Source organism: Streptomyces beihaiensis (assembly GCF_026274175.1).
Lineage (GTDB): Bacteria > Actinomycetota > Actinomycetes > Streptomycetales > Streptomycetaceae > Streptomyces > Streptomyces beihaiensis.
Window position 1 is genome coordinate 1 of sequence record NZ_JAPHNL010000276.1, and the last position, 26,036, is coordinate 26,036.

Annotated in this window: 17 protein-coding genes and 2 pseudogenes; 14 read left to right on the top strand and 5 right to left on the bottom strand. The window is 69.1% G+C overall.

Translation table 11 applies throughout. The features are described from left to right. Positions 1–217: 217 nt before the first annotated feature. Both OFY01_RS22950 and OFY01_RS22955 read right to left on the bottom strand, forming a co-directional pair. Positions 218–505: pseudogene (locus OFY01_RS22950) on the bottom strand (M23 family peptidase); the annotation flags it as partial. Between the two features lie 246 nt (positions 506–751). Beyond that, positions 752–1,522, bottom strand: a pseudogene (locus OFY01_RS22955) (NlpC/P60 family protein); the annotation flags it as partial. A 506-nt stretch (positions 1,523–2,028) separates the two neighbouring features. On the opposite strand from OFY01_RS22955, the gene ngcE reads away from it, so the two are divergent. The 9 genes from ngcE to OFY01_RS23000 all read left to right on the top strand — a co-directional run bounded on the left by ngcE (position 2,029) and on the right by OFY01_RS23000 (position 14,299). Continuing rightward, positions 2,029–3,474: an N-acetylglucosamine/diacetylchitobiose ABC transporter substrate-binding protein gene (ngcE, locus tag OFY01_RS22960; protein WP_266602892.1), complete on the top strand. Its 1,446-nt coding sequence runs from the start codon at positions 2,029–2,031 to the stop codon at positions 3,472–3,474. A gap of 75 nt (positions 3,475–3,549) precedes the next feature. Continuing rightward, positions 3,550–4,470, top strand: coding sequence for a carbohydrate ABC transporter permease (locus OFY01_RS22965; RefSeq protein ID WP_266602894.1), 921 nt, complete (start codon positions 3,550–3,552; stop codon positions 4,468–4,470). Further along, complete coding sequence (locus tag OFY01_RS22970; RefSeq protein WP_266602895.1) at positions 4,470–5,435, top strand: carbohydrate ABC transporter permease; 966 nt, start codon at positions 4,470–4,472, stop codon at positions 5,433–5,435. The genes OFY01_RS22965 and OFY01_RS22970 overlap by 1 nt, the downstream gene beginning before the upstream one ends. Before the next feature lie 251 nt (positions 5,436–5,686). Then, the gene (locus tag OFY01_RS22975) at positions 5,687–6,886 is read left to right on the top strand and encodes an ROK family transcriptional regulator (protein WP_266602896.1); all 1,200 of its coding nucleotides are present in this window, start codon (positions 5,687–5,689) and stop codon (positions 6,884–6,886) included. Positions 6,887–7,009: 123 nt separating this feature from the next. Beyond that, positions 7,010–8,074, top strand: coding sequence for a sugar ABC transporter substrate-binding protein (locus tag OFY01_RS22980; RefSeq protein ID WP_266602897.1), 1,065 nt, complete (start codon positions 7,010–7,012; stop codon positions 8,072–8,074). Positions 8,075–8,393: 319 nt separating this feature from the next. After that, on the top strand, positions 8,394–9,182 hold the full coding sequence (locus tag OFY01_RS22985; protein ID WP_266602898.1) for an ATP-binding cassette domain-containing protein: 789 nt from the start codon (positions 8,394–8,396) through the stop codon (positions 9,180–9,182). Positions 9,183–9,214: 32 nt separating this feature from the next. After that, positions 9,215–10,501, top strand: a complete 1,287-nt coding sequence (locus tag OFY01_RS22990) for a sugar ABC transporter permease (protein WP_266602933.1) — start codon at positions 9,215–9,217, stop codon at positions 10,499–10,501. Between the two features lie 238 nt (positions 10,502–10,739). After that, a complete protein-coding gene (gene dxs / locus OFY01_RS22995) occupies positions 10,740–12,668 on the top strand; it encodes a 1-deoxy-D-xylulose-5-phosphate synthase (RefSeq protein WP_266602935.1) in 1,929 nt (642 codons plus the stop codon). Between the two features lie 128 nt (positions 12,669–12,796). Continuing rightward, complete coding sequence (locus tag OFY01_RS23000) at positions 12,797–14,299, top strand: amino acid permease (RefSeq protein ID WP_266602899.1); 1,503 nt, start codon at positions 12,797–12,799, stop codon at positions 14,297–14,299. A gap of 31 nt (positions 14,300–14,330) precedes the next feature. On the opposite strand, the gene OFY01_RS23005 is transcribed toward OFY01_RS23000, so the two are convergent. Continuing rightward, the gene (locus OFY01_RS23005; protein WP_266602900.1) at positions 14,331–14,681 is read right to left on the bottom strand and encodes a PIN domain-containing protein; all 351 of its coding nucleotides are present in this window, start codon (positions 14,679–14,681) and stop codon (positions 14,331–14,333) included. Positions 14,682–14,724: 43 nt separating this feature from the next. Next, the gene (locus OFY01_RS23010) at positions 14,725–15,819 is read right to left on the bottom strand and encodes an LCP family protein (RefSeq protein WP_266602902.1); all 1,095 of its coding nucleotides are present in this window, start codon (positions 15,817–15,819) and stop codon (positions 14,725–14,727) included. Between the two features lie 505 nt (positions 15,820–16,324). Between OFY01_RS23010 and OFY01_RS23015 the strand changes: the two genes are divergently transcribed. The 5 genes from OFY01_RS23015 to OFY01_RS23035 all read left to right on the top strand — a co-directional run bounded on the left by OFY01_RS23015 (position 16,325) and on the right by OFY01_RS23035 (position 24,927). Next, positions 16,325–17,443, top strand: a complete 1,119-nt coding sequence (locus tag OFY01_RS23015; protein WP_266602904.1) for a hypothetical protein — start codon at positions 16,325–16,327, stop codon at positions 17,441–17,443. A 463-nt stretch (positions 17,444–17,906) separates the two neighbouring features. Further along, positions 17,907–19,703, top strand: coding sequence for a stealth family protein (locus OFY01_RS23020; protein ID WP_266602905.1), 1,797 nt, complete (start codon positions 17,907–17,909; stop codon positions 19,701–19,703). Continuing rightward, positions 19,700–20,647, top strand: coding sequence for a hypothetical protein (locus tag OFY01_RS23025; protein WP_266602907.1), 948 nt, complete (start codon positions 19,700–19,702; stop codon positions 20,645–20,647). The genes OFY01_RS23020 and OFY01_RS23025 overlap by 4 nt, the downstream gene beginning before the upstream one ends. Positions 20,648–20,656: 9 nt before the next feature. After that, the gene (locus OFY01_RS23030; RefSeq protein ID WP_266602909.1) at positions 20,657–23,524 is read left to right on the top strand and encodes a stealth conserved region 3 domain-containing protein; all 2,868 of its coding nucleotides are present in this window, start codon (positions 20,657–20,659) and stop codon (positions 23,522–23,524) included. Between the two features lie 8 nt (positions 23,525–23,532). Next, positions 23,533–24,927 (top strand): hypothetical protein, encoded by a 1,395-nt coding sequence (locus OFY01_RS23035; protein WP_266602911.1) that lies wholly within the window; start codon positions 23,533–23,535, stop codon positions 24,925–24,927. A gap of 13 nt (positions 24,928–24,940) precedes the next feature. Here the strand turns inward: OFY01_RS23035 and OFY01_RS23040 are convergent, their stop codons facing one another. Next, positions 24,941–25,924 (bottom strand): endonuclease/exonuclease/phosphatase family protein, encoded by a 984-nt coding sequence (locus OFY01_RS23040; RefSeq protein ID WP_266602913.1) that lies wholly within the window; start codon positions 25,922–25,924, stop codon positions 24,941–24,943. Positions 25,925–26,036 lie beyond the last annotated feature (112 nt).

Consider the following 26,036-nt stretch of genomic DNA (forward strand, 5'->3'; position numbering starts at 1 on the left):
CCTGGCCGCCGGTGTCCATGTCGGTGTAGAGCCACCAGTGGTTGTAGCTGGTGTCGTTGCCGACCTTCGTGCCCCACTCCTTGCAGAACACGTAGTTCGTGCCCGCGTTGAGGGTTCCGCCGTGGTCGCGGCCCGGCGCCGACGCGTAGGTGGTCACCCAGTACTTGCTGGAGGAGCCGCCGCTGCCGCTGCTCGTGCCGGTTCCGCCGTCCCAGGAGCAGGTGGGGATGGTGGTGCCGGAGTTGTCCTTGGCCTGGTCGTTGCCCCATTTGGAGAGGTAGTAGGCGGAGACGTAGTCCTGGCCGCCGGTGTCCATGTCGGTGTAGAGCCACCAGTGGTTGTAGCTGGTGTCGTTGCCGACCTTCGTGCCCCACACCTTGCAGAACACGTAGTTCGTCCCGGCGTACAGGGTTCCGCCGTGGTCGCGGCCCGCGGCGTTGCTGAAGGTGTCCACCCAGTACGAGCCCGAGGGCTTCGTCGAGCCGCCCGGGTCACCGCCGGTGGTGCCCTCCGCCGTGCCGTCGCACAGCGGGTCACTCGGGTGGTTGTTGTACCAGAGGTACGAGCAGCCCGTGGTGCACCCGCCGCTGCCGCAGCCGTCCGTGCCGTGCACCGCCTGGGCGTTGGCGACGTGCGCGTCCACCACGGAGGGGTCGGAGGTGAGCCCGGCCATCCGGTGCGCGCCCACGTACCCGGACGTGCTCATGTTCGCCACGTTCGCGGGAGTCCCGGACTGCGACTCCTGCACGATCTTCCCGTGTCCGATGTACATCGCCACGTGGTCCACGCCGTGGGAGCCGGACCAGAACACCAGGTCACCGGGGAGCAGCGCCCCGATGCCGGCGGACGCGCTGATGGTCCTGGCCACGTGGTACGTGCTGCTGTACTGGCCGCCGGCGGTGCCACCGGAGAGATAGTTCTCCTGCCCCGTGACCGCGTACCACAGCCAGTGCACGAAACCGGAGCAGTCGTAGCCCTTCACATTGCTGTCGTTGCCGGCGTAGTAGGTGCCGTCCGAGAAACCGTACGAGGCGCCGGGGTGCGGGCCGTGGCCCCCGCCGTAGCTGTACCGGATGTTGTGCGCGACCGCCTGACAGGCCAGTTCGATGGCCTTCTCGGCCTCGACGGTCGGGGGCGTCACGTCGGTGTAGGTGGGGCAGCTGCCGCTGGCGGCCCGTGCCGCGGGCGCGCTCAACTGGACGAGCAGGCCGGTGAGCAGGGCGCAGATCGCCGCGAGGGCGAACGCGCGGAAGGCGTGGGATCTTCGGGTGGGCGGTGTTGCGGATATCGGTGGAGCCATGGAATGTGCCGGCCTTTCGCCTCGGTCGAGTCTCCGGGGCGAAAGGTCCGCCGTGCCCACCGTTTCCCCCCGAACACAGTGGTTTCGGCCGGATGTTACGCCTGAGCACAGACGAGCACCACCCGATGGCGACGGCGTTCGGCCGATGTCACCGGGTGGTGGTCTGCTGTTCGCTTCCCGTACCGGGCCCCGGCCCGACCCGATTGGTCTGAACCACTCCATGCTGTCGGGCGAGGGCCGGGTGCACCGTGGGTGACGAGTGGTGCCGGCGCTTGCCTTCAGGTCTCGAACGAGGTGGGCGGATCGACGGGCGGGCCGGGGCAATGCGCCCTTCCGGCGCCGGATTCGCGTGAGGTGCACCGTATTTCCGCGAGGTCTCAACTCGGAAAAGACCCTCGTCCAAACCTGCGTTCGATCTTGCCCCGCTCACAGAGAGTGGACTATACCTGTCGGCGTCCGGCCCTCGACCGCACTCGGGAACAGGTCGGAGCCATGGGAAGGGGGGATTTCGGCGGAAGGCGCCGAACGCGTCGACGGCCGTATATCTCTGCCGGAACAGGCTTTCCGCACCACTCAGCTTCATCACCACTCAGTACCACTCAGCACTTCATCACCACTCAGCTTCATTGGGGCCGGGGAAGCCTTCCCGGCACAACACAGCACATCACCGCGGTGCCGGGGAGGATCCGGTTCACCGCCTGAGTCCTGGAGAAGGCGAGGACTTGAGCATGGGATCCACTTCAGCCCACGACGGTGCCGGTGTCGGACGCCGCGACCTGATCAAGCGTTCCGCCGCGCTCGGCCTGGTCGGCGTTCCGGCCATGGGCTTCCTGTCGGCGTGCGCCAGCGGGAGCGGTTCGAACGGCAACAAGGTCAAGAAGGGCACCAAGTCCAAGAAGAACCCGCTCGCGGTCAACGAGTCGGCGCCGCTGTCGGTGGTCATCTTCGACGGCGGTTTCGGCACCAAGTACGCCAAGGACGCCACGGACCAGTTCCACAAGAACTTCCCGAAGGCGAAGGTCGACTTCCACACCACGCAGAAGATCCAGTCGGAGCTGCAGCCGAAGTTCAACGGCGGCACCCCGCCGGACCTGATCGACAACTCCGGCGCCGAGCAGATGGACATGGGCGTCCTGTCGTCCAAGAAGCAGCTGACCGACCTGACGCCGCTGCTCGACGCGCCGTCGTACGACGACCCGAGCAAGAAGGTCCGCGACACGCTGCGGCCAGGCATCGTCGAGATGGGCCAGTTCGACGGTGCCCCGGTCTGGGTCCTGTACTACGCGTACACGACGTACGGCGTCTGGTACTCCAAGACGAACCTGGGCAAGCTCGACCTCGAGTACCCCAAGACGTGGGACGAGATGCTCGCCGCGTGTGCGAAGGCGAAGAAGAAGGGGATCGCCGGCTGGACGTACGCGGGCAAGTACCCGTACTACATCCCGTTCTCGCTCTACCCGTTCATCGGCAAGATCGGCGGCCGCGAGGTTCTCGACGCGATCGACAACCTGGAGCCCAACGCCTGGAAGCACCCGGCCGTCAAGGCCGCCTTCGACGCGTACTACGAGCTCTACAAGAAGGGCTACATCCTCAAGGGCACGCCCGGTCTCGACCACATCGGTTCGCAGACCGAGTGGGCCAAGGGCAAGGCCCTGTTCATCCCGAACGGCTCCTGGGTGGAGAACGAGTCCGCGAACGTCATCCCGAAGGACTTCCAGCTCTCGGTCGGCGCCCCGTCCTCCCTGGACAGCGGCGACAAGATGCCGTTCGGCACGATCTGGGCCTCCGGCGGTGAGCCGTACATCGTCCCGGCCAAGGGCAAGAACCCCGAGGGCGCCATGGAGACGCTGCGCATCATGCTCAGCGAGGAGTACTCCAAGAACACCAGCAAGCTGGTCAAGACGCTCACCGCGTTCAACGGCGGCACCACGGGCTACCAGCTGACCCCGGGCATGGAGTCGGCCGTCGCGGCGCTCAAGCTGGCGGGCGACAACGTCCTCAACCCGCGCCTGCAGGACTGGTACAACAAGCTCGAGAAGGAGCAGATCGGCGTCGCCTGTCTGGGCGAGATGATGGCCGGCCGCATGACCCCCGCCGAAGCCATCAAGAAGATCCAGGCATACGCGGACGCGACGGCCAAGGACCAGTCCATCACGCACTACAAGCACCAGTAACCAGCGGGCCACGGAGCAACGCGTGCACAAGCGTCATCAGCGTCGGCACCCGCACAGCGATCGGGGTCGGTAACCATGCAACACGGCAAGTACCGGTTCATCGTGGGGTTCTTGGTGGCCCCTTTGGTGTTGTACGCCGTCTTTGTCATCTGGCCGTTCATCCAGTCGATCTACTATTCGTTCACCGACTGGACCGGCCTGAGTCCCGACTTCAAGATGGTCGGTTTCGCCAACTACACCCGCATGTTCCACGACGACGTCTTCTGGAAGTCGCTGGAGCACAGCGTGTACTTCGTGGTGCTGCTGCCGCTGGTGACGCTGAGCCTCGCGCTGTTCTTCGCCTTCATGCTCAATGTCGGGGGGCGGCGGCGCAAAGGCGCCGCCGTCACCGGCGTGCGCGGCGCGGGGTTCTACAAGATCGCGTACTTCTTCCCGCAGGTCCTCTCGATCGCCATCGTGGCATTGCTCTTCCGGTTCGCGTACAACCCGAACGACGGCGCCTTCAACGGGGCGCTCAAGGCCGTCGGCATCACCTGGCAGCCCGAGTGGCTCGGCGACCCGAAACTCGCCCTGTGGGCGGTCATGGCGGTCCTGGTCTGGTCCACCGTCGGATTCTTCGTGGTGCTGTTCTCGGCCGGAATGGCCTCCATCCCCAAGGACTTCTACGAGGCGGCCCTCCTGGACGGCGCGGGCCGTGCCACCACGTTCTTCAAGATCACGCTTCCGCTGCTGTGGGACACCATCCAGTCCGGCTGGGTCTACATGGGCATCATGGCGCTGGGCGCCGAGGCGTTCGCCACGGTGCAGATCATGACCGTCGGGCCGGGTGGCCCCGCGTACTCGACGACCGTCCTGCCGTTGTACGTCTACCAGTCGGCGTTCCGGGACGCGAACGCCGCCTACGCGACCACCATCGGGGTCGCCCTCCTCATCGTCACACTGCTGTTCGCGGCGGTCGTGATGCGTCTTGGCCGGCGCGAACGGCTGGAGTACTGATGAAGACCACTGAAACCCCTGACACTCCGCCCTCCGCCGCGCCGGGATCCGACAGCGCCACCGGCGGCGGCGTCCCCGGCCCCGGCCGACGCGTCTCCAAGGACGACAGCGCCCCGGAGGGGAAGAAGGCCAAGAGCACCGAGGGCGGTGTCCTGAACGTCTTCTCCCACGGCATGCTCATCCTCTGGGCGTTCATGGTCGTGCTGCCTCTGCTGTGGGCCGTCATGACGTCGTTCAAGGACGACGGCTCCATCTTCGGCTCGCCCTGGTCGCTGCCGCACAAGCTGCACTTCGAGAACTGGTCGCGGGCCTGGAACCAGGCCCACATGAGCGACTACTTCGCCAACACGATCATCGTGGTCGGCTTCTCGCTGCTCGGCACGCTGGTGCTCGGCTCGATGGTGGCGTACGTGCTCGCCCGCTTCGACTTCCCGGGCAACCGGTTCATCTACTACCTGTTCGTCGCGGGCATGAGCTTCCCGATCATGCTGGCGCTCGTGCCGCTGTTCTACGTGCTCAACAACATGGGCCTGCTGAACACGCTGCCCGGCCTGATCCTGACGTACATCGCGTACTCGCTGCCGTTCACCGTGTTCTTCCTGACGTCGTTCTTCCGTACGCTGCCGACCTCCATCGCCGAGGCCGCGTTCGTCGACGGCGCCTCGCACACCCGGACGTTCTTCCAGATCATGCTGCCGATGGCGAGGCCGGGTCTGATCAGCGTCGGCATCTTCAACTTCCTCGGGCAGTGGAACCAGTACATGCTGCCCACGGTCCTCAACACCGACCCGGACAAGAAGGTGCTCTCCCAGGGCCTGGTGGAACTCGCCACCAGCCAGGGCTACAAGGGCGACTGGTCCGGTCTGTTCGCCGGTCTGGTGATGGCGATGCTGCCGGTGCTCGCGGCGTACATCGTCTTCCAGCGCCAGGTGGTGCAGGGCCTCACGGCGGGCGCCCTGAAGTAGCGCGGGCGACACGTCGCGCACGTCGGGCGGTCCGGCCCCGGAGGGACATCCTCCGGGGCCGGACCGCTGTGTGTGCGCCTGGACACGTACCGGAATCGATTTCCGTCAAGGACTTGACTGCGGCAACCCCTTCAGCGGAGCTTGGAGTTCATAACTTGTACATGGACCGGTCACGCTCAGTGTGTCCGGTACCACGGACGGTCCACCACTCGGTGGACCGCCGGTCATAGAGGGCTAAAGGGTGTGGGTCAATGGAGACTCCGGGGTCGCAGTCGTCGCTGCATCGGGCCAATCTGGAGCGGGTCGTCCGTGCCGTGCGGCTCGCGGGTTCGCTCACGCAGGCGGAGATCGCGAGGACGACCGGCCTTTCGGCGGCGACCGTCTCCAACATCGTCCGCGAACTCAGGGACAGCGGTACCGTCGAGGTCACGCCCACCTCGTCCGGCGGACGCAGGGCCCGCAGCGTCTCGCTCAGCGGTGACGCGGGCATCGTGATCGGCGTCGACTTCGGCCACACCCACCTGCGCGTCGCGCTCGGCAACCTGGCCCACCAGGTCCTCGCCGAGGAGTCCGAGCCGCTCGACGTGGACGCGTCCGCCGCCCAGGGCTTCGACCGCGCCGAGCAGCTGATCGACCGGCTCGTGGCCGCGACCGGCGTCGACCGGGCCAAGCTCGCCGGGGTCGGTCTCGGCGTGCCGGGCCCCATCGACGTGGAGAGCGGCACCCTCGGCTCCACCTCGATCCTGCCGGGCTGGACCGGCACCCGGCCGGCCCAGGAGCTGGGGCGGCGGCTCGGCGTCCCGGTGCACGTCGACAACGACGCCAACCTGGGAGCCCTCGGCGAACTGGTCTGGGGGAGCGGCCGGGGCGTCAAGGACCTCGCGTACATCAAGGTGGCCAGCGGTGTCGGCGCCGGGCTCGTGATCGACGGCAAGATCTACCGGGGGCCCGGCGGCACCGCGGGCGAGATCGGGCACATCACGCTCGACGAGTCGGGCCCCGTGTGCCGCTGCGGCAACCGCGGCTGCCTGGAGACCTTCGCGGCGGCCCGGCACGTGCTGCCGCTGCTCCAGCCGAGCCACGGGACGGATCTGACCATGGAGGGCATGGTCAGGCTCGCGCGCGACGGCGACCCGGGATGCCGCCGCGTGGTCGCCGACGTGGGCCGGCACATCGGATCCGGCGTCGCCAGCCTCTGCAATCTTCTCAACCCAAGCCGGGTCGTCCTCGGCGGCGATCTCGCGGAGGCCGGAGAGCTGATCCTGGGGCCCATCAGGGAGTCCGTGGGCCGCTACGCGATCCCCAGCGCGGCGCGTCAACTCTCCATCCTGCCCGGGTCGTTGGGTGGTCGTGCGGAGGTACTGGGGGCGCTCGCGCTAGCCCTCGGCGAGATGGGCGATTCGACCCTTCTGGACGGCGGTGTCGAGGTCGGGGCTCCCGCATTCACTTAGAGAACGCATGACGTCGTTGCCATCTCGTTAAGTTTTTACTTCTTGACGACATAGATGCGGCCGAGTTGACTCAGGGCTACCTCGGCCGCAATGTCGCGGCCTCGTCAGGGAGGTTTTCACCAGATGAACAAGCGTCTGCGCGGCGTGACCATCGCCGCCGCTGTCACCACGATGGCCGTGTCGCTCGCAGCTTGCGGTAAGGCCGGCGGTGGCGACTCCGCGGCCAAGGGCAGCAGCACCAAGATCGGTCTGCTCCTTCCGGAGAACAAGACCGCCCGCTACGAGGCTCTGGACAAGCCGCAGTTCGAGAAGGCCGTCAAGGACGCCTGCTCGAGCTGCGACGTCGTCTACAACAACGCCGTCTCTGACGTCTCCAAGCAGAAGCAGCAGTTCGACCAGCTGATAGCCGACGGCGTCAAGGTCATCGCCCTCGACCCGGTGGACGCCGAGAAGGCCGCCTCCTGGGTGAAGACCGCCCAGTCGAAGAAGGTGAAGGTCGTCGCCTACGACCGCGCCATCGCCGGTGCCGACGCCTACGTGAGCTTCGACAACACCAAGGTCGGTGAGCTCCAGGGGCAGGCTCTGCTCGACGCTCTCGGCTCCAAGGCGTCCTCCGCCAACGTCGTGATGATCAACGGTGACGAGAAGGACCCGAACGCCGCCCTGTTCAAGGCCGGCGCGCACAAGGCGCTCGACGGCAAGGTCGGCAAGATCGCCTACGAGGCGTCCGGCGAGTGGGACCCGAAGATCGCCGGTGAGAAGATGGCCGCCGCCATCTCCTCGGTCGGCAAGAGCAAGATCGACGCCGTCTACTCCGCCAACGACGGCATGGCCGGCGGTATCGTCACGGCCCTGCAGAACGCCGGCATCAAGGGCATCCCGGTCAGCGGCCAGGACGCCGAGCTCGCGGGCATCCAGCGCATCGTCGCGGGCACCCAGACGTTCACGATCTACAAGTCTCCGCTGCAGGAGGCCCCGGTCGCCGCCCAGTTCGCCGTCAACCTGCTCAAGGGCAAGAGCATCGGCGCGCAGAGCACGACCGACGGTGTGCCGTCCACGCTGCTCAAGCCGGTCGTGGTCAACAAGAGCAACATCGAGTCCACGGTCGTCAAGGACGGCATCTACAAGGTCTCCGACATCTGCACCGCGGACCTCAAGTCCAAGTGCGCCGCGTTGGGCATCAAGTAGCCGATCCCGCCGAGGAGCCGTCCGGCGGCAGGTCGCCCCGCGCGACGCCCTGACCGCCCGCCTCGCTCCCGGCGGCCCCCGGCGCCCCGACCCGCGTGCGGCCCGCGTCCGCACCGCGGCGGGGCGCCCCCCCGGCGGCCCGAGCCGCCCTCCGGAAGCCCCTCGACGACGCGTCGGGACACGGCTTCCCCCCTCACCGTCCGGCACCCCGCCGACCACAGGACCCCGCTGTCGTAGGGGTGCCGGGCGAGTCCCCCTCAGAGAGCTTTGGCGCTGCACCGGCGGCGCGTTACGCCCGCCCGGCCAGGCGGCGAAGGAGTTGGTTCACGTGTCACAGGCGCCCGTGCTGGCGCTGCGTGGGATCTTCAAGCGATTCGGAGCGGTCCAGGTCCTCTCCGGCGTCGATCTCGAAGTCCGTGCAGGTGAAGTCGTCGCCCTGGTCGGCGACAACGGTGCAGGAAAGTCCACGCTGGTCAAGACGATCACCGGCGTCCACCCCATCGACGAGGGAACCATCGAGTGGGAGGGCGCGCCGGTCCAGATCAACCGGCCGCACGACTCGCAGAACCTCGGTATCGCGACCGTCTACCAGGACCTCGCGCTCTGCGACAACCTCGACGTCGTCGCCAACCTGTTCCTCGGCCGAGAGATCAAGAAGGGTGGCGTCCTCGACGAGGTGGCCATGGAGAAGCGGGCCAACGACCTGCTCTCCACCCTCTCCATCCGCATCCCCAGCGTCCGGATCCCCGTCGCCGCTCTCTCCGGCGGCCAGCGGCAGGTCGTCGCCATCGCCCGCGCGCTGGTCGGCGACCCCAAGATCGTGATCCTGGACGAGCCGACCGCGGCCCTCGGCGTGGAGCAGACCGCACAGGTCCTCGACCTGGTCGAGCGGCTGCGCGAGCGGGGCCTCGGTGTCATCCTCATCAGCCACAACATGGCCGACGTGAAGGCTGTGGCCGACACCGTGGCCGTGCTGCGTCTGGGTCGCAACAACGGCACCTTCCTGGTGGCCGACACCAGTCACGAAGAGATCATCGCCGCGATCACCGGTGCCACGGACAACGCCGTGACCCGTCGCCAGAGCCGCGGTGCGGAGGCAGCGAAGTGAGCAAGAGCCCCCAGAACACCAGCGAGGCCCCGGTGCCCGAACCGCGCTCGGAGGCCGTTGCCGACGAGACCGCCGTCACCGAGACCCCGGCCGCCGGGGCCGTCCCCGTCGGGGACCCCCGCCTCCTCGTCCGCGACCAGGGCTTCAAGGGATACGTCGAGGAGTTCCGGCGCAAGATCCGCTCGGGCGAACTCGGCTCCCTGCCGGTCATCGTCGGCCTGATCGTCATCGGCACCGTCTTCCAGGCGCTGACCGGCAACTTCATCACGCCGTACAACCTCGACCAGATCACGCTCTACGCCGTTGGCCCCGGCATCATGGCCACCGGCATCGTCTTCGTGCTGCTGCTCGGCGAGATCGACCTCGCCGTCGGTTCGGTGGCGGGACTCGCCGGATCCGTGTGGGGCGTGCTCGGCGCGCACATGCCGGACTCGCTCGCCATCGTGCTCGGCATCCTGTCCGGCACCGTCATCGGCGCCTTCCACGGCATCGTCTTCGCCAAGATCGGTGTGCCCGCGTTCGTCGTGACCCTCGCCGGCTTCCTCGGCTGGGCCGGCATGCAGACCTGGGTGATGGGTGACAAGTCCACCATCACCACCCCGATCGGCAGCTTCGTCAACGACCTCACCAAGTACTACTTCTCCGACGTGGCCGCCGCCTACGGTCTCGCCCTCGTCGTCGTCGTGGCGTTCTACCTCGCCCAGCTGCGCGACCACCACCGCCGCAAGGCTGCCGGGCTGGCCCACCGCGCGCAGAGCGAGATGATCCTGCGGACGGCGCTCGTCGCGGTGCTGGTCTTCGTCGCCGCGTACGGCTTCAACCAGGAGCAGGGGCTGCCCCTCTCGCTGGTGATCTTCCTGGCGATCCTGCTGTTCACCGACTTCGTACTGCGCCGCACCACGTACGGCCGCCAGGTCTTCGCGGTCGGCGGCGGCAGCGAGGCGGCTCGCCGCGCCGGTATCAGCGTGGCGTGGATCCGCATCTCGGTCTTCATGATCTCCGGCACGCTCGGCGCGATCGGCGGCCTGTTCCTCGCCTCCGCGACGGGCGGCGCCGACCGCTCCCTCGGCGGCGGCAACCAGCTCATGATGGTCATCGCCGCGGCGGTCATCGGCGGTACGTCCCTGTTCGGCGGACGCGGCAAGGTCTGGTCGGCGCTGCTCGGCATCCTGGTCATCCAGTCGATCGTCCAGGGGCTCAACCAGCTCAACCTGTCCTCGAACGCGATCCAGTACATGATCACCGGTGCTGTGCTGCTGATCGCTGTGATCATCGACTCGATCTCCCGCAAGACCCAGAGGTCGGCGGGCCGCGGCTGACGGCCGTACAACAGACTGACGGTGCCCGGCGGCAAAGGCGACGCCGGGCACCGTCATGCGTGCGCTCTCTCGCCCCTGACCGAGCGTTCCCCCGACGGGGGCCGCCGATCGCGTGACATGGAACGCACGGCCCGCCCGATGCCCGAACCCGGGGAACATTAGACTCGACGGACCCGGCATGCTCGAAACAGCCAGGTCCCAGGACCGGCAAGAACAGCTCTATCGCAAGGAGGCACGGGTGCCGCTGCTGACCCGCATCACGGGACCGCGCGATCTGGACCGGCTCAGCCTGGAGCAGCTGGATCAGCTGGCGGGAGAGATCCGGACCTTCCTCGTCGACGCGGTTTCCAAGACCGGCGGCCACCTCGGCCCCAACCTCGGCGTCGTCGAGCTGACCCTCGCCCTGCACCGCGTCTTCGAGTCCCCCAAGGACCGGGTCCTGTGGGACACCGGCCACCAGTCCTACGTGCACAAGCTGCTCACCGGCCGCCAGGACTTCGCCAAGCTGAAGATGAAGGGCGGCCTGTCCGGCTACCCGTCGCGGGCCGAGTCCGAGCACGACGTGATCGAGAACTCGCACGCCTCCACCGTCCTGGGCTGGGCGGACGGCCTGGCCAAGGCCAACCAGCTGCGCGGCCGCGGAGACGACCACGTCGTCGCGGTCATCGGTGACGGGGCGCTCACCGGCGGTATGGCCTGGGAGGCACTGAACAACATCGCGGCGGCCAAGGACCGCCCCCTGGTCATCGTCGTCAACGACAACGAGCGCTCGTACGCGCCCACGATCGGCGGCCTCGCCGACCACCTGGCCACCTTGCGCACCACCAACGGCTACGAGCGCTTCCTGGCCCGCGGCAAGGACATCCTGGAGCGCACCCCGGTCGTCGGGAAACCGATCTACGAGACCCTCCACGGCGCCAAGAAGGGCCTGAAGGACTTCATCTCGCCGCAGGGCATGTTCGAGGACCTCGGCCTCAAGTACGTCGGTCCGATCGACGGCCACGACCTGGAGGCCCTGGAGTCGGCCCTGATGCGCGCCAAGCGGTTCGGCGGCCCGGTCATCGTGCACTGCCTCACCGAGAAGGGCCGCGGCTACCAGCCCGCCCTCCAGGACGAGGCCGACCGCTTCCACGCCGTCGGCAAGATCCACCCCGACACGGGACTGCCGATCGCCACCTCAGGCGCCGACTGGACCTCCGTGTTCGGCGAGGAGATGGTCAAGCTCGGCGAGGAGCGCGAGGACATCGTCGCCATCACGGCCGCCATGCTGCAGCCCGTCGGCCTCGACAAGTTCGCCAAGGCGTTCCCCGAGCGTGTCTACGACGTCGGCATCGCCGAGCAGCACGGCGCGGTGAGCGCGGCGGGCCTGGCCACGGGCGGCCTGCACCCGGTCTTCGCGGTGTACGCCACGTTCCTCAACCGCGCCTTCGACCAGCTGCTCATGGACGTGGCGCTGCACAGGTGCGGCGTCACCTTCGTCCTGGACCGGGCCGGGGTCACCGGCACCGACGGCGCCTCCCACAACGGCATGTGGGACATGTCGATCCTCCAGGTCGTCCCCGGCATCCGGATCGCCGCTCCGCGCGACGCCGACCAGGTCCGCGCCCAGCTGCGCGAGGCCGTCGCCGTCGACGACGCCCCCACGGTCGTCCGCTACTCCAAGGGCGCCGTCGGCCCGGCCGTCGAGGCCGTCGGCAAGGTCGGCGGCATGGACGTGCTGCGCGAGCCCGGCACCGCCACGCCCGATGTCCTGCTGGTCTCGGTGGGCGCGCTGGCCCCGATGTGCCTGGAGATCGCGGACCTGCTGAACAAGCAGGGCATCACCACCACGGTCGTCGACCCGCGCTGGGTCAAGCCGGTCGACGAGGCCATGGCCCCGCTGGCCGAGCGCCACCGCGTCGTGGTGACGGTCGAGGACAACTCGCGGGTCGGCGGCGTCGGTTCGGCCGTCGCCCAGGCGTTGCGCGACGCCGGTGTCGACGTCCCGCTGCGCGACTTCGGCATCCCGCCCCGCTTCCTCGACCACGCCTCCCGCAAGGAGGTCCTGGCGGAGATCGGCCTGACCGCGCCCGACATCGCCCGCCAGGTCACGGGCCTGGTGGCCAAGCTGGACGGCCGCTTCGAGCAGCGCGCGGCCTCGGAAGCGGTGGAGCCGGCGCGGGACTGAGCGCGGGCCCAGGACGGGAGCCGGGGTTCACCCATTGGGTGGACCCCGGCTCCCGTTCGCGTGCCACCACGCCCCCTCGGCTCCGCCGGAGGCAACCATGTCGGAGACGACACGCGTGGGAGGTACCTGTGGCCAGCACCCTCTTCAGGACGAAGAAGGTCGAGCAATCCATCCTCGACACCGAGGAACCGGAGCACGCGCTCAAGAAGTCCCTGTCGGCGCTCGACCTGACCGTCTTCGGCGTCGGCGTGATCATCGGCACCGGCATCTTCGTCCTGACCGGCACGGTCGCCAAGAACAACGCGGGCCCCGCCGTCGCGCTGGCCTTCGTCGCCGCCGCGGTGGCCTGCGCACTGGCCGCGCTGTGCTACGCCGAGTTCGCCTCCACCGTGCCGGTCGCCGGTTCCGCCTACACCTTCTCGTACGCCTCGCTGGGCGAACTGCCCGCCTGGGTCATCGGCTGGGACCTCGTGCTGGAGTTCGCCCTCGGCACGGCGGTGGTCGCCGTCGGCTGGTCGGGCTACATCCGCTCCCTGATGGACAACGTGGGCTGGCACCTGCCCGACTCCCTCGGCGGCCGCGACGGCGCCCACGGCTTCGGCTTCGACATCCTGGCCGCCGCGCTCGTCCTGGTGCTCACGGCGATCCTCGTGTTCGGCATGAAGCTGTCCGCGAGGGTCACGCAGGTCGTCGTCGCGATCAAGGTGACGGTCGTCCTGATCGTGATCGTCGCCGGCGCCTTCTTCATCACCAGCGACAACTACCACCCGTTCATCCCGAAGTCCCAGCCGGTGGCGGCGGGCGGGAACCTCAAGGCACCGCTGATCGAGCTGATCTTCGGCTGGGCGCCCTCGAACTTCGGCGTGATGGGCATCTTCACCGCCGCCTCGGTCGTGTTCTTCGCGTTCATCGGCTTCGACATCGTCGCCACCGCCGCCGAGGAGACGAAGAACCCCCAGCGCGACATGCCCCGGGGCATCATCGGCTCCCTGGTGATCTGCACCGTGCTGTACGTGGCGGTCTCGCTCGTCGTCACCGGCATGGAGAAGTACACCCGGCTCTCGGTGGACGCGCCGCTCGCCGACGCCTTCAAGGCCGTGGGACACCCGTGGTTCGCGGGCGTGATCAGCTTCGGCGCGGCCGTCGGCCTGACCACGGTCTGCATGATCCTGCTGCTCGGCCAGACCCGGGTGTTCTTCGCGATGAGCCGCGACGGTCTGCTGCCGCGCTTCTTCTCCCACGTCCACCCGAAGTTCAGGACGCCGTACCGCCCGACCATCCTGCTGGGTGTGATCATCGCGGTCATCGCGGGCTTCACCAGCCTCAGCGCACTCGCCGACCTGGTCAACATCGGCACCCTGTTCGCGTTCGTCGTCGTCGCGATCGGTGTCCTCGTGCTGCGCAGGACCCGCCCCGACCTGCCCCGCGCCTTCCGCACCCCCTTCGTGCCGGTCATCCCCGTGCTGTCGGTGTGCGCCTCGCTGTGGCTGATGCTCAACCTGCCGGCCGAGACCTGGATCCGGTTCGGCGTCTGGATGGTCATCGGCTTCGTCGTGTACTTCCTGTACAGCCGCCACAGCAGCCGGCTCGCCGCCGAAGGCGCCGCCGCGGCGGACGGCGAAGCCTCGTAGGCGCACCCGGTGGACGCGGACGCGGTCTCGCCTACGGGTACACGGTCCGCGGGCCCTCGCACGTCGCGCCCAGCTCCTCGACCCGGCGGCGCAGTTCACGGTCGGCCGTGATCACCACGCAGGGGCCGTCGGCCGCCGCGGCCACCGCCACGATGTGGTCGTCGCCCTCGCCGGGAGCCTCCTCCACCCGGACACCGGGCAGCGGCTCGACACCCCGTGCCTTGCCCTCCACCACCAGCACGATGTCCAGGCCCGGGTGCTCGTCCGCGTAGCGGGCGAGACGGTCGCGCAGGCGGAGTGCGGCGGCCCGCCGATCACGCCACCAGCCGTCGGGCACGGAGCCGACCACATTGGCCCCGTCGACCACGAGTAGTCGTTTCATGCCCTCAGGATGGCAGGGACAACCGCGGTGCTCCGGACCGGTCCTAGCCGCCCGTCGCGGGAGACTTCTTGGCCGACGCGGGGATGGTCTTGTCCTCCCGCAGGGCCTTCCACAACGTGCTCGCCTGGGGTTCGGCCACGTCGACCCGGTTGGGGTCCTGCTTGTCGTAGGCCACGGGCAGCATGATGGTCTCCATGGTGGAGGGGCTCACGCCGTTCAGGCTCCGGCCGAAGCTCGCCAGCTTGGTGAGTGAGGCGAGCCCGGAGTCCGTGGTCAGCGACTTGGTCAGTCCGTTCGCGATCTTGTACGACTTGGTGGGGCTGCCCAGCAGGTCCTGCTTCTTGATCTCGCTCAGCAGCGCGATGAGGAACTGCTGCTGCAGACCGATGCGCCCGAGGTCGCTGCCGTCCCCGATGCCGTGCCGGGTACGTACGAACGCCAGCGACTGGGTGCCGTTCAGCTTGTGGGTGCCCGCGGTGAGGTCGAGTCCGCTCTGCTTGTCGTGGATGTCCTGGTCGACGGTGACCGTCACGCCGCCGATGGCGTCGACGAGACCCTTGAAGCCGGCGAAGTCGATCTCCACGAAATGGTCCATGCGGATCCCGGACATCTTCTCCACCGTCTTGACCACGCAGGCCGGTCCGGCCACGGAGTAGACGGAGTTGAACATCACACGGCGCCTGGAGGGCAGTGTGGAGCCGCTGGGGGTCGTGCACTCGGGACGGGTGACGAGTGTGTCACGCGGAATGCTCACCGCGACGGCCCGCTTGCGGCCCTCCGGTATGTGCAGCACGAGCGTCGTGTCGGAGCGGGCCCCGGCGACCTTGCCGGTTCCGAGCGAGGCGTTCGCCCCGGCGCGCGAGTCCGAGCCCAGGATGAGAATGTTCTGCCCGGACGTGGGCAGCTTCTCGGGCCGGTCCTTGCCGAGCGCCTTGTTCAGGTCGACGCCCTTGATGTTGTTGTCGAGCTTGTTGTAGAGCCAGTAGGCGGTCCCGCCCGCGGCCAGTACGACGACGACCAGGCCCAGCAGGACGATCCGAAGGGTGCGCCTGCCGCGGCCGCGCTTCTTCTTGCGGCTTCGGCTCGTGGGGGCCGCGCCGTCCGTACCGCGGTGCGATGGGGTCGAGACATGGCTCATCGTGTGCCTGAGTCCTCGTAGGTCGTGCCCGGGGGGCAGGTGATCGGCGGGACTCGGGTGGGGGGTGAGCCGGTCCGTGGTGTGCCTGGACTGACCCCGCACTATAGCCATGGATTCGACTGAGCGTGCGAAATCGATGACCTCATCGTGCATACGATCGGAATTTTCGGTGAACCCCGAGCTGGGCGCACAGGTCTTCGCGCGCTCGCGCCCTCGCGGCCTCACGGTCCGCGGTGGCCGTCGCGCGCCGGGCCGAAGTCGCCGCCGCCCCGGTCGGGACGGTCTCGGTCCTCGGGTGTTCGCTCACGTACACGGCGAGCCGGTCGCACGGCTGTGCGACGCGGCCGCGCCGCCCCCGCCGCAGCTGTCGGAATGGTCCGCGGCCTCAGGGGCGGAGGCGGGCGCCTCGACGATGTGTTCGACGGGCGGGCATATGATGTGCCGGTTCCATGGGGAGTGTGTCGGAGACGCAACCGGCGCGGGAAGCGGGAAGGTCGAGCGAGCCATGCGGAGACGAGCCGGTGACTCCACGGGTGGTACCCGACCCGCGGCCGCCACGGCTGCCACCGCACCTCCTTCCGCCGGCCGTACCGCACTGCGAGGCCGGTGGCTGACCCGCGGCAAGGACGGCAGGCTCACCCTCTATCGCACGGCGGACGGCGGTCTGCTGCGCTGGACGGAGCGCCGCCCCGGAAGCCTTGAGTGGGCCGGTCCGGACTTCTTCCCGGTGGCGGACCTGACCGACCTGACCGTCGAGCAGGGCGCCGACACGTATGTGCACTTCGTGGGACGCCGTGAACGCATGGGCCCCCGGGGGCCCGCGGTGGACGTCGTGCACGCCATCCAGTACCAGACGGGCCGTCCCGTCACGGAGTGGCGCTCGCTCGGCAACCCGTACCGGGACGTGCAGAAGGGCACCGGGATCGGTGTGCCCTCGGCTGTCGTCGACACCCGGGGCACCGTGTTCGTCCTGCTGCGCAACCTCGGCGGCGGTCTTCAGGCGCGGCGGGAGGAGAAGGGCGGCAAGTGGGGGCCCTGGCAGGACCTGAAGGGTTCCAGGCTGGCGGACGGCGCGATTTCGGTGGCGGTCTCGGACGGCCGCGTCGAGGTCGCCGTGCCCACGGAACGCGGCGTGCAGCAGTGGCGGCAGGCGGTCCCGGACGGGCCTTTGAAGGTCGGACAGCCGATGCGGATGCACGCCCTGCCGGGCTCCGGCGTCGCCCTGGAGACGGCGCCCGGTCGGGTCACCTACTACTGGACCGAGGCGAACGGGTCGGGGGTCGTCGCGTTTCGCGCCGGATCCTGGCCCGTCCCCCTGGGCGGTGCTCCGGCCGACGGCGCCCTGGCGGCGTTGCGCGCCCCGGTCGACGGCTACGACTGCACGATCCTCGCCCAGCGAGGCGCGGGGGGCACCTTGCTGATCGGCATCTGCGGTACCGAGGCCGAACTGAACGGTGTGTGGTGGTCGGACACGGCCGTGGCCTGCTCCGGCGATCCGGCCCTCGCGCTCGACGCTTACGGACGTGTGGTCGTCGCGGTGCCGGGCCCGGACGGGGCACAGCTCGTTGCCCGCCAGGAACCGGGTCCCGGCCTGACGTTCGGACAGGACTGGCAGCGGTTGTGACCGCGGGCGACGGGCGACCGGGCGACGGGCGAGCCCGGAGCCGGGCCTGGTCGTTGATCTGACGCGACACGGCGATGAGGCGCCACTGGTGTGGGCCGATGTGTCCGAGATCGCTTCCTCCGACTGTTTCCAGACTTTTCCGGTCCTTCTGTCGCGGTCCGCGCGGGCCGTCCATGCCGGGTTCACTTGTTATTCATGGCGAATACGCAAATGGTTGTAGCGAGGTGCGGTGGGGTACGTCACGCCTCGCGCGGCCGTTTGCCCCAGTATCTGACTGGACTTACTTGTGTTTCCTGTGTGAAGGTTCGGTGCGCCGCCCAACCAGCGACATCAAGTCATCGTCCGGGGTGCGGCCGAAAGGATCAGGAACTGAAGCGCGGTCCCCATGGGGTGGTGTCAGGCACAGTGTGGTGGCCTCGTCGACGTCACTGGGATCCGCAGTGGCGTGGATGGTGGATGACAGGTGAGTGGTGCCGGTAATCCGGAGTCGGGGGCACTGGTCTCGACCTATCGGTCCCTGGTTCCGGCCGGGGCCCGCAAAGGCATCGTCCGCAAGGTTCCCGCTCCACTGCGTGCCGCCGTCAAGTCCTCACTGACCTCGGTCGACGCCATCCGTTCCACCGCCGTCGTCTGGGCGATGGGCGGACGCCGCAACGCCCCGCGCCACAGCGCCGCCTTCGCCCGCCGGGTCGTCCGGGTCGGCGGCCGTCACATGTGGGCACTCATGGTGGAAGGTGCCACCGCCTGGGCGGCGCGCGCCCGCAACCTGCACCTTCTGCTCATGGTCCTCGAAGAGGGCGGCATCGACCACTTCTGCGTGCGCGGTACGGCGCGGGACGTCCCGACGGTCGCCGTGCCCGCGGCGCTGCGCGAGCCCGCGGAGAAGATGCTCAGGCTCGCATTCGGCCAGGCGCCGGGATACGTGGGCGCCTCCGGCGCGCGCGAGTCGGACATGCATCCCGGAGACGACGAGAAGTCCTGGCGGCAGATGCGGGGGCAGCACGCTCTGTGTGTCGCCTGGTACGTCACCGACCCCAGTGAGCAACTCGTCTTCGGCGCCGCCCAGGGATGCGACCTGGAGTTCTGGACGGAGCGCGACGGCTGGCTCGAAGCGCCGCGTGCCAACCGGGTGGCCGACCGTGTGCCCGTCGACGCGCCCAGACGCAGCGCGCCCCAGGCGTTGTTCGCGCCGGTGCCCCCCGCCTACACCACGGGCGACGCCACCACCCTCGCGGAGTTCTCCGTCCGTCTGCCCGAGGACCACGCCTTCCCGGTCGACGTCGTCTACACCTGGGTCGACGACTCCGACCCCGTCTGGCGTGCCTCGCGCGACGCGGCACGCGGAGGGATGTCCGCCGGCTCCCTGCACGAGCAGGCCGCCAACGACTCCCGCTACACGAGCCGCGACGAACTCCTCTACTCCCTGCGTTCCCTGCACCAGTACGCGCCCTGGGTGCGCAACATCCACCTGGTGACCGCGGGGCAGGCACCGGCCTGGCTGAACACGGACCACCCGAACCTGCGCGTGGTCGATCACCGCGAGATCTTCTCGGACCCCTCGGCACTGCCCACCTTCAACTCACATGCCATCGAATCCCAACTGCACCACATCGACGGCCTGTCGGAGTGCTTCCTCTACCTCAACGACGACGTGTTCCTCGGCCGCCCGGTGACCCCCGGGCACTTCTTCCATCCCAACGGTCTGACCAAGTTCTTCCAGTCGAAAGCGCTCATACCCGTGGGCGACGTGGAGTCGACGGACCTGCCCGTGAACGCCGCGGGCAAGAACAGCCGACGCCTCATAGCCCAGCATTTCGGCAGCGCCCTGTCACAGAAGATGAAACACACCCCGCACGCACTGCGCCGCAGCGTCCTCGCCGAGATCGAAGAGGTCTACCCGCGCGAGCACCGGGCGACTCAGCACTCGCGTTTCCGCTCGCCCAAGGACGTCCCCGTCGCCTCGTCACTGCACCATTACTACGCGTACCACTCCGCCAGGGCCACCGTCGGCGACATCCGGTACCAGTACGTCGACCTCGCCGCACCGCTTGCCCAGCGACGGCTCAACAGCATTCTCGCGCACCGCAACTACGACACGTTCTGCCTCAACGACACGGTGGGCGGCGCGGACCCGGACGCGCAGACCCGGATGCTCGAGACCTTTCTGAGCACGTACTTCCCGGTCCCCAGCCCGTACGAGCGCGACGGCAGCCCGGACCTTCCCGACAGCGGTCGCGCCGCGTTGGGGGTCGACGCATGAGCCGCCGCGTCAACAGCTACGTGCGCACCGCCCGCCGCAGAGCCGGAGACGGGATCCGCGCCCTGCGCACCTGGCTGATGGTCCGGGTCTTCCTTCCCCGTCGCACCAGCAAGGCGGCGCTGTTGCGCTACGCCGCGTTCCTGGACGGCCAGACCCTCAATCTCCATGCCGAACTGCCCGGTTCACCGGAGGCCGTCGACTGGGCTCAGCTCATGCTGCGCCGCCGCGGCAGTCGCCACGCCGTGCCGGTCACGGTGTACGAGAGCCAGGGGCGTCTCCTCATGGACGCCGCCGTGCTCTTCGGGGACGAGGCGGGCGGTCTGCCCGTCGGCCACGGCCGGTGGAAGATGCGGCTGAAGGTGCGTACGAGGCGCCGCACGCGCACCCTGCCGCTGGTGCTGCGATCCGTCCCGACCCCCACCAACGGACCGACCCGGGCCAGAGAGGTCTCGCCGCGCACCGGCGATCGCTACCGGCTGGGCCGCACCGTCCGCGGCGACGCGCGGGTGGTGTGCAGCGCGGCGAACCCGGCCGCGGAACTCGCCGGCGTCCATGTCGCGCATGCCCGGATCGAGGTGGACCTCTACCTCTTCGGTGTGTACGCCGAAGAACCGGTGGCCGAGTTCGTGGCGCGCGGCCGCAGCGTGGACAGGCCGCTGGCCGAGGTCGTGCCGGGCCTCTGGCGCGCCGACGTGCCGCTCGGCGAGATGGTCCCCGACGGCGCGGGCCGACAGCACTGGGATGTCCTGGTGCACGTGGAGGGAGTGCGCCGGCCGCTGCGTCTGGCCCGTCGTCTGCATGATGTGTACAACCTGGACCGCGTGTTCGGCATGCGGGAGATCACAGTGGCTCCCCGGCCCCGGAACCTCATGGTGGTCGAACCCCGCTACACCCCGGCGGGCAACTTCCGGCTCACTTGCAGGCGCGGGCCCGAAGGAGCGTAGAGGTCACAAATGAAGATCGCCTTTCTCATGGCGCGGGTGGACGTCATGGGCGACGCCGAGCGTGCCGTCCTCCAGCACGCGTCCGGCCTCGCCGACCGGCACGACGTACGGGTCATCAGCGTCTTCAAGGCGCGCCGCCGACGATTCGTCCCCCCGGACGAACGCGTTGCCGTGCACTTCCTGGTGGAGGCCGCGAACGCGCCGCACCGGGCGACGCGGCGCGAGGGCCCCGACCCGCGAACGGCAGCCGCTCTGGCCGCGCTGCCCAGTGAGGTCGTCGAGCGCCGCTGGGACGGCCGCTATCACCGGCTCGCCGACATCGAACTGGAGTACCTGCTCCAGGACATCGACGTCGACGTCCTGGTCCCCACGTCGCCCGCTCTGCTGGCCTACGCGGTCCGCTTCGCGCCGGCCCGCGTCATGACGGTCCATCACGAGCAGCGGCCGGTGGAGAGCGGAGGCGTCGAGCGCGAGCCGCTCGCCCTGCACGGGGCCCGCTGCGACGCGCTGACCTTCGCGGGTGCCCGGTCCGAGCACTGGTTCGGTGAGACCTTCGGGCCGGGCGCGGCCCGGCTCGTACACCTGCCGACCACGCTCGCGGCCGGTTACCGGCCGCGCTCCACCCTCGAGACGCGGATGGTCACGCTCGTCTCCCGGCTGGAGAAGGCGAGCGGCGTCGGTGACGCGCTCACCGCATGGGCCGCGGTGAGCGCCTACCACCCCGACTGGTCGCTGCGGATCCTGGGGGACGGTCCCCACGCGGGCGCGCTGCACAGGCAGCGCGACCACCTGGGTCTGCAAGGAAGCGTCCACTTCATCGGCGAGGCCTCGTACCTGGCGGAGGAGTGGGCCAAGGCGAGCATCGCCCTGCACACCGCGCCGGAGGACGCCGTCGGACTCTCCCTCATGGAGGCCCAGGCCGCCGGCGTACCCGTGATCGCCTACGACGCCCCGGGCGTGGCACGGGACACCGTGCTGGAGGGGCAGACCGGACTGCTGGTCACCCCGAAGGACACCGACGCCCTCGCGTCGGTGCTGCTCGCCCTCATGGAGAAGCAGGAGATGCGCTGGTCGATGGGGCAGCAGGCGGCCGCGAACGCCTCGCGCTTCCAGACGGCCGACCGCTGGGAGCAGTTGCTCGCCTCCCTGCGCGCCGACCGGGACTCCGGCCGACGCGAGGTGATGAGGGCCGCGCGCGTCGCCTCCTACGCGCTGCACTGCGGTATCGACGGCAAGGGCAGGCCGGCGGACGCGGCCCCCGTGAGCACGCGGCACTCCCGCAAGCTGATCTCCGCCGAGGACCACGTACTGCGGCAGGGCGGAGCCAGTCTCGTCCGACAGGGCGGACAGGTGTGCTCGGTCCTGGACTCCGCGACCCCCTTCGACGTGATGCAGTCCAACCTCTCCCTGGTGGCGAGCGCCCTGGAGCGCGCGGGTATCCCCTATTTCGTGACCCGTTCGACGAAGCTGCGGCACAGCGTCGCGGTGTTCGCCGGGCAGAGGCAGGCGGCGCTCAAGGCGCTCGCGCAGGACTGCGCGGGCAAGCCGGTCTACATGGCGTTCCTGAACGAGTCCGACGCCGCGATGACGACGACGCTCGCCTCGCTCGCCGACGAATTCCTGGACGCGTCGTGTGCGGGCGTGAGGATCTACCGGAACGTGGTCACGCCCTCGCGCACGCTGCGTCTCGGCGCCGCGTACGGGTGCACGATCTCCTTCTGGGACGACGACCCGGAGGACCCCGCCTACGTCGTCTCGCCGTTGCGCACCATGATCGGCGCACGCATCCCCAGGGAGGCGCTGGTCCGGGTCCCCACCGTCCTCGGCGGCCGACGCTATCCCACGCTCGCCGCGTTCAACCAGGCGCTCCACCACGACATCGCCTTCCCCATCGATGCCGTCTACACCTGGGTCGACGGCTCCGATGTCGCCTGGCTGGAGCGCAAGAACGCGGTGCTCGCGGCGAAGGGCATGGACACCGAGGACGCGGCGGCCAGCGCCGCCCGTTTCCGCAACCGCGACGAACTGCGTTATTCGCTGCGCTCACTGGACATGTTCGCGCCGTGGATCCGGAACATCTACATAGTGACGGACCGCCAGTCCCCGGCCTGGCTGGATCTCAACCACCCCCGGGTGCGCGTCGTCGACCACACCGAGATCTTCGGAAACGAGGGCGCGCTGCCCACGTACAACTCGCACGCCATCGAGAGCCGGCTGCACCACATCGACGGCCTGTCCGAGCAGTTCCTCTACTTCAACGACGACGTGTTCATGGCCAAGCCCGGGAAGCCGGACTTGTTCTTCCTCGGCAACGGACAGTCGAAACACTTCATGTCCTCCAACGCCATTCCCATGAACCCCGTCTCGCTGGAGGACGAGTACAGCCGCTCGGCCGCCAAGAACAACCGGGAGCTGATCTCCTGGGCGTTCGGCCGCACGCTGGTCAACTCCTTCATCCACGCCCCGCATCCGCTGCGCCGCAGCGTCATGTACGACCTGGAGGAGACCTTCCCCGACCATCTGAGAGCCACGGCGGCCAGCCAGCTGCGTGACCGCTCCGACGTGTCGGTGGCCTCGTCGCTGCACCACTACTTCGGCTACTACACCGGACGCAGTGTGCCGGGCCGTATCTCCAGCGGCTTCGTGAACGTGGGCATGAGCGAGCAGGTGAAGAAGCTCAACCAGTTGCTCGCCGCCCGGTCCAACGACGTGTTCTGCCTGAACGACTTCCACGACGGCGATGTCTCGGAGGACGAACAGGACGCGACGCTCGCCGCCTTCCTGCCCAGCTACTTCCCGATCGCGAGCCAGTTCGAGGCCGGTTCTACCCGCAACCAGCTCTTCCACGCCGGTCGACTGCCTGGCTGGCCCTTGTGAGGAACTCCATGAACAAGCTCTGCATACTCGGCAACTCGGTGGCCACCTCAAGGGGCCCCGAGGAAGAACCGATGGCCGGCTGGGGCCAGTACGTCCAGGAGTTCCTGGCTCCCGGATACGAGGTCAAGAACTACGCGCGTGACGCGATGACGCTGCGCGGCTACTACACCGGGCGCCTGGTGTCGCTCCTGAACGGTCTGGAGCCGGGTGACGTCGTCGCCCTGGAGTTCGGTGCCGTCGAACAACGCGTCAACGTGCCCCTGCGCTACCACAGCCCTCGGGAGTTCAAGGAATATCTCAAGCTCTATGTCGAGGCGATCCGGTCCGAGGGCGCCGTCCCCGTGATCGTGACCCCGTCGGCCCGCTGTGTCTTCGATGCGCACGGGGAGGTGATGGACACCCATGACGGCTATCCGCAGTACGCGCGGGACGCCGCCGTCGCGACGGGCGCCGCGCTCGTCGACCTGAACGCGCTGACCACGCGCATGCTGCAGCAGGTCGGTGTGGCGCGGGCGCGCGGCCTGTACCGCTGGGAGGACGCGGGGGTGCACCCGAACCACCCCGACGGCATCATCGACTCCACCCATTTCAACCTGGCCGGGGCCCGCGAGGTCGCCCGGCTCTTCTCCGACGCGCTCGACCAGGCCCCGGGAGTGCCGCCCGGCATAGTCCGCCGCGAGGCGTTGATCCCGGGCAACCCACCCGCGGTACAGCCCGAGTTCACGGTGCAGAACCCCGAGGCCGTGCTCGCCGATCAGCGGCGGGTCGGCGCGCCCCCGGCCTTCGTCCACCCGGCCCACGGCCAGTTCGCGAGCGGGCAGCTGAAGTTCTCGGGCACGGCCGAGCCGGGCACCGACTACCTGCTCTTCTTCAGCGGCACCGGGGCGTACGTCGGAGGCACGTCGGTGAACGCCCAGGGCGCCTGGACGTGGCGGCGCGCCGTGACCTGGCCGGAGGGCGAACAGGTGCTGCAGGCGGTGGGGTTGCGCGGGGACGGCGTGTCGCCGCCGAGCTCCGTCGGGTTCAACGTCGTGCACCGGGTGCAGCCGCCGCTGGTCCGGGGACCGAAGGAAGGGGCGTGGAGCGGCCCACGGCCCCGGTTCTCCGGCACGGCCGCGCCTGGCGTCAGCAAGGTACTGGTCCTCGAAGGCGGGCGGCTGATCGCCGAGGCTCCGGTCAAGGACGACGGCACGTGGAGCGTGAAGCACCCTCACGACTGGCGTCCGGGCAGCTACCTGGTGGAGTTCGTCGCGGTGTTCAGCGCGCTGCGCTCCGCGCCCGCCCAGCTGACCCTGAAGATCCACGGGGTCCCCGAGGACAGCTGGCTCACCCGGTCCACCCATTCACGCCACGACTGCGGTGTCGCGACCTGTGAGCACCTTCCGCACGAGCCGGCCTGGTGACGGCCCGCGGGCCTCAGCGGGCGACCCGAAGCCGGACCGTGCCGACCAGGACCCGGTGGTCGGAGCAGGTGGGCAGGCCCCGGCAGGAGGTCGCGGGCTTGAGCGCGTCGGCGCTGTAACCACCGGCGAGCTGCGACTGCCGGACAAGAACAAGGTCCACTTTGGCATGGCCCCCGCACGGCGCGGCGGGAGCGTTCCCGCCCAGGGTGGTGGCCTCACCGTACCCGGGGCAGTGCGCCTTGTCGGCGTCGTCGAGCTCCCGGTGCGCACCTATGTTGCCGGGGTTGTGGCGGGTGTCCGCCGACGCCGCGTAGAACGTGTCGAGCCGGGCGTAGTGCGGCTGTGCGTTGAAGTCACCGGCCACCACGTAGGTCTGCCCCCGGCGGGCCAAGCCGTCCAGCAGGGAACGCACCCGCGCGAGCTGGCGCCTGGCCACCACGGACCCACCGCTGCTGACGGTGGTCGTCGCGATGTGTGTCGTGCAGTACGTCAGATGCGGCAGGTCGGTGCGCGGGGCACAGAGCATGACCCGTGGTTCCGTGCCGTGGCCGCCCGACAGCCGGTAGCGGCGGGCGGCGCCAAGACCGTGCCGGCCGAAGAGAGCGACCCCGTAGCCACCCCGCCCCCCGCACAGGTTCGGCGAGGACCTCAGCTCGGGAGCGAACCGGGCGAAGTTGTCGGGTGCCTGGGGCCAGCCGCGCTCCGCGAGCCTGTCACGGATCGCCGTGTACTGGCTCTCGCACACTTCGTTGAGTGAGACGACGTCGGCGCGGCGGGTGATCACGGAGTCGGCCACGGCGTCGACGATCCCGTCGGACACCGAACCCCTGTGCATGGTGTTGCCCGCGATGTTCCAGTGCCACACACGCACCGTGTGATCCATGGAGGGGGACGGCGGTTCGGACGACGGCCCGCGCGTCAGAGCATTCACGACGACGAGGGCGCCCGCGGCGATCACACTCACCCACCACGCCGTCCGCACACCCCGTCTCGCCACCCTGAAATGATCGCACGCGCCTGTACTCCCTCTTCCCCGGGGCCACGCCGCGCTCCGCGCCGGATCGGCGGGTCGCTGCTCCGCCGAGGGTCTCCTACCGACCTGCTTAGAC

What these genes read in the sequence shown, in the direction of transcription:
- ngcE (WP_266602892.1), top strand. Translation starts at nt 2,029, where the DNA reads ATGGGATCCACTTCAGCCCACGACGGTGCCGGTGTCGGACGCCGCGAC.
- OFY01_RS22965 (WP_266602894.1), top strand. Translation starts at nt 3,550, where the DNA reads ATGCAACACGGCAAGTACCGGTTCATCGTGGGGTTCTTGGTGGCCCCT.
- OFY01_RS22980 (WP_266602897.1), top strand. Translation starts at nt 7,010, where the DNA reads ATGAACAAGCGTCTGCGCGGCGTGACCATCGCCGCCGCTGTCACCACG.
- OFY01_RS22970 (WP_266602895.1), top strand. Translation starts at nt 4,470, where the DNA reads ATGAAGACCACTGAAACCCCTGACACTCCGCCCTCCGCCGCGCCGGGA.
- OFY01_RS23010 (WP_266602902.1), bottom strand. Translation starts at nt 15,819, where the DNA reads ATGAGCCATGTCTCGACCCCATCGCACCGCGGTACGGACGGCGCGGCC.
- OFY01_RS23035 (WP_266602911.1), top strand. Translation starts at nt 23,533, where the DNA reads ATGAACAAGCTCTGCATACTCGGCAACTCGGTGGCCACCTCAAGGGGC.
- OFY01_RS23030 (WP_266602909.1), top strand. Translation starts at nt 20,657, where the DNA reads ATGAAGATCGCCTTTCTCATGGCGCGGGTGGACGTCATGGGCGACGCC.
- OFY01_RS23005 (WP_266602900.1), bottom strand. Translation starts at nt 14,681, where the DNA reads ATGAAACGACTACTCGTGGTCGACGGGGCCAATGTGGTCGGCTCCGTG.
- OFY01_RS22975 (WP_266602896.1), top strand. Translation starts at nt 5,687, where the DNA reads ATGGAGACTCCGGGGTCGCAGTCGTCGCTGCATCGGGCCAATCTGGAG.
- OFY01_RS23015 (WP_266602904.1), top strand. Translation starts at nt 16,325, where the DNA reads ATGCGGAGACGAGCCGGTGACTCCACGGGTGGTACCCGACCCGCGGCC.
- OFY01_RS23025 (WP_266602907.1), top strand. Translation starts at nt 19,700, where the DNA reads ATGAGCCGCCGCGTCAACAGCTACGTGCGCACCGCCCGCCGCAGAGCC.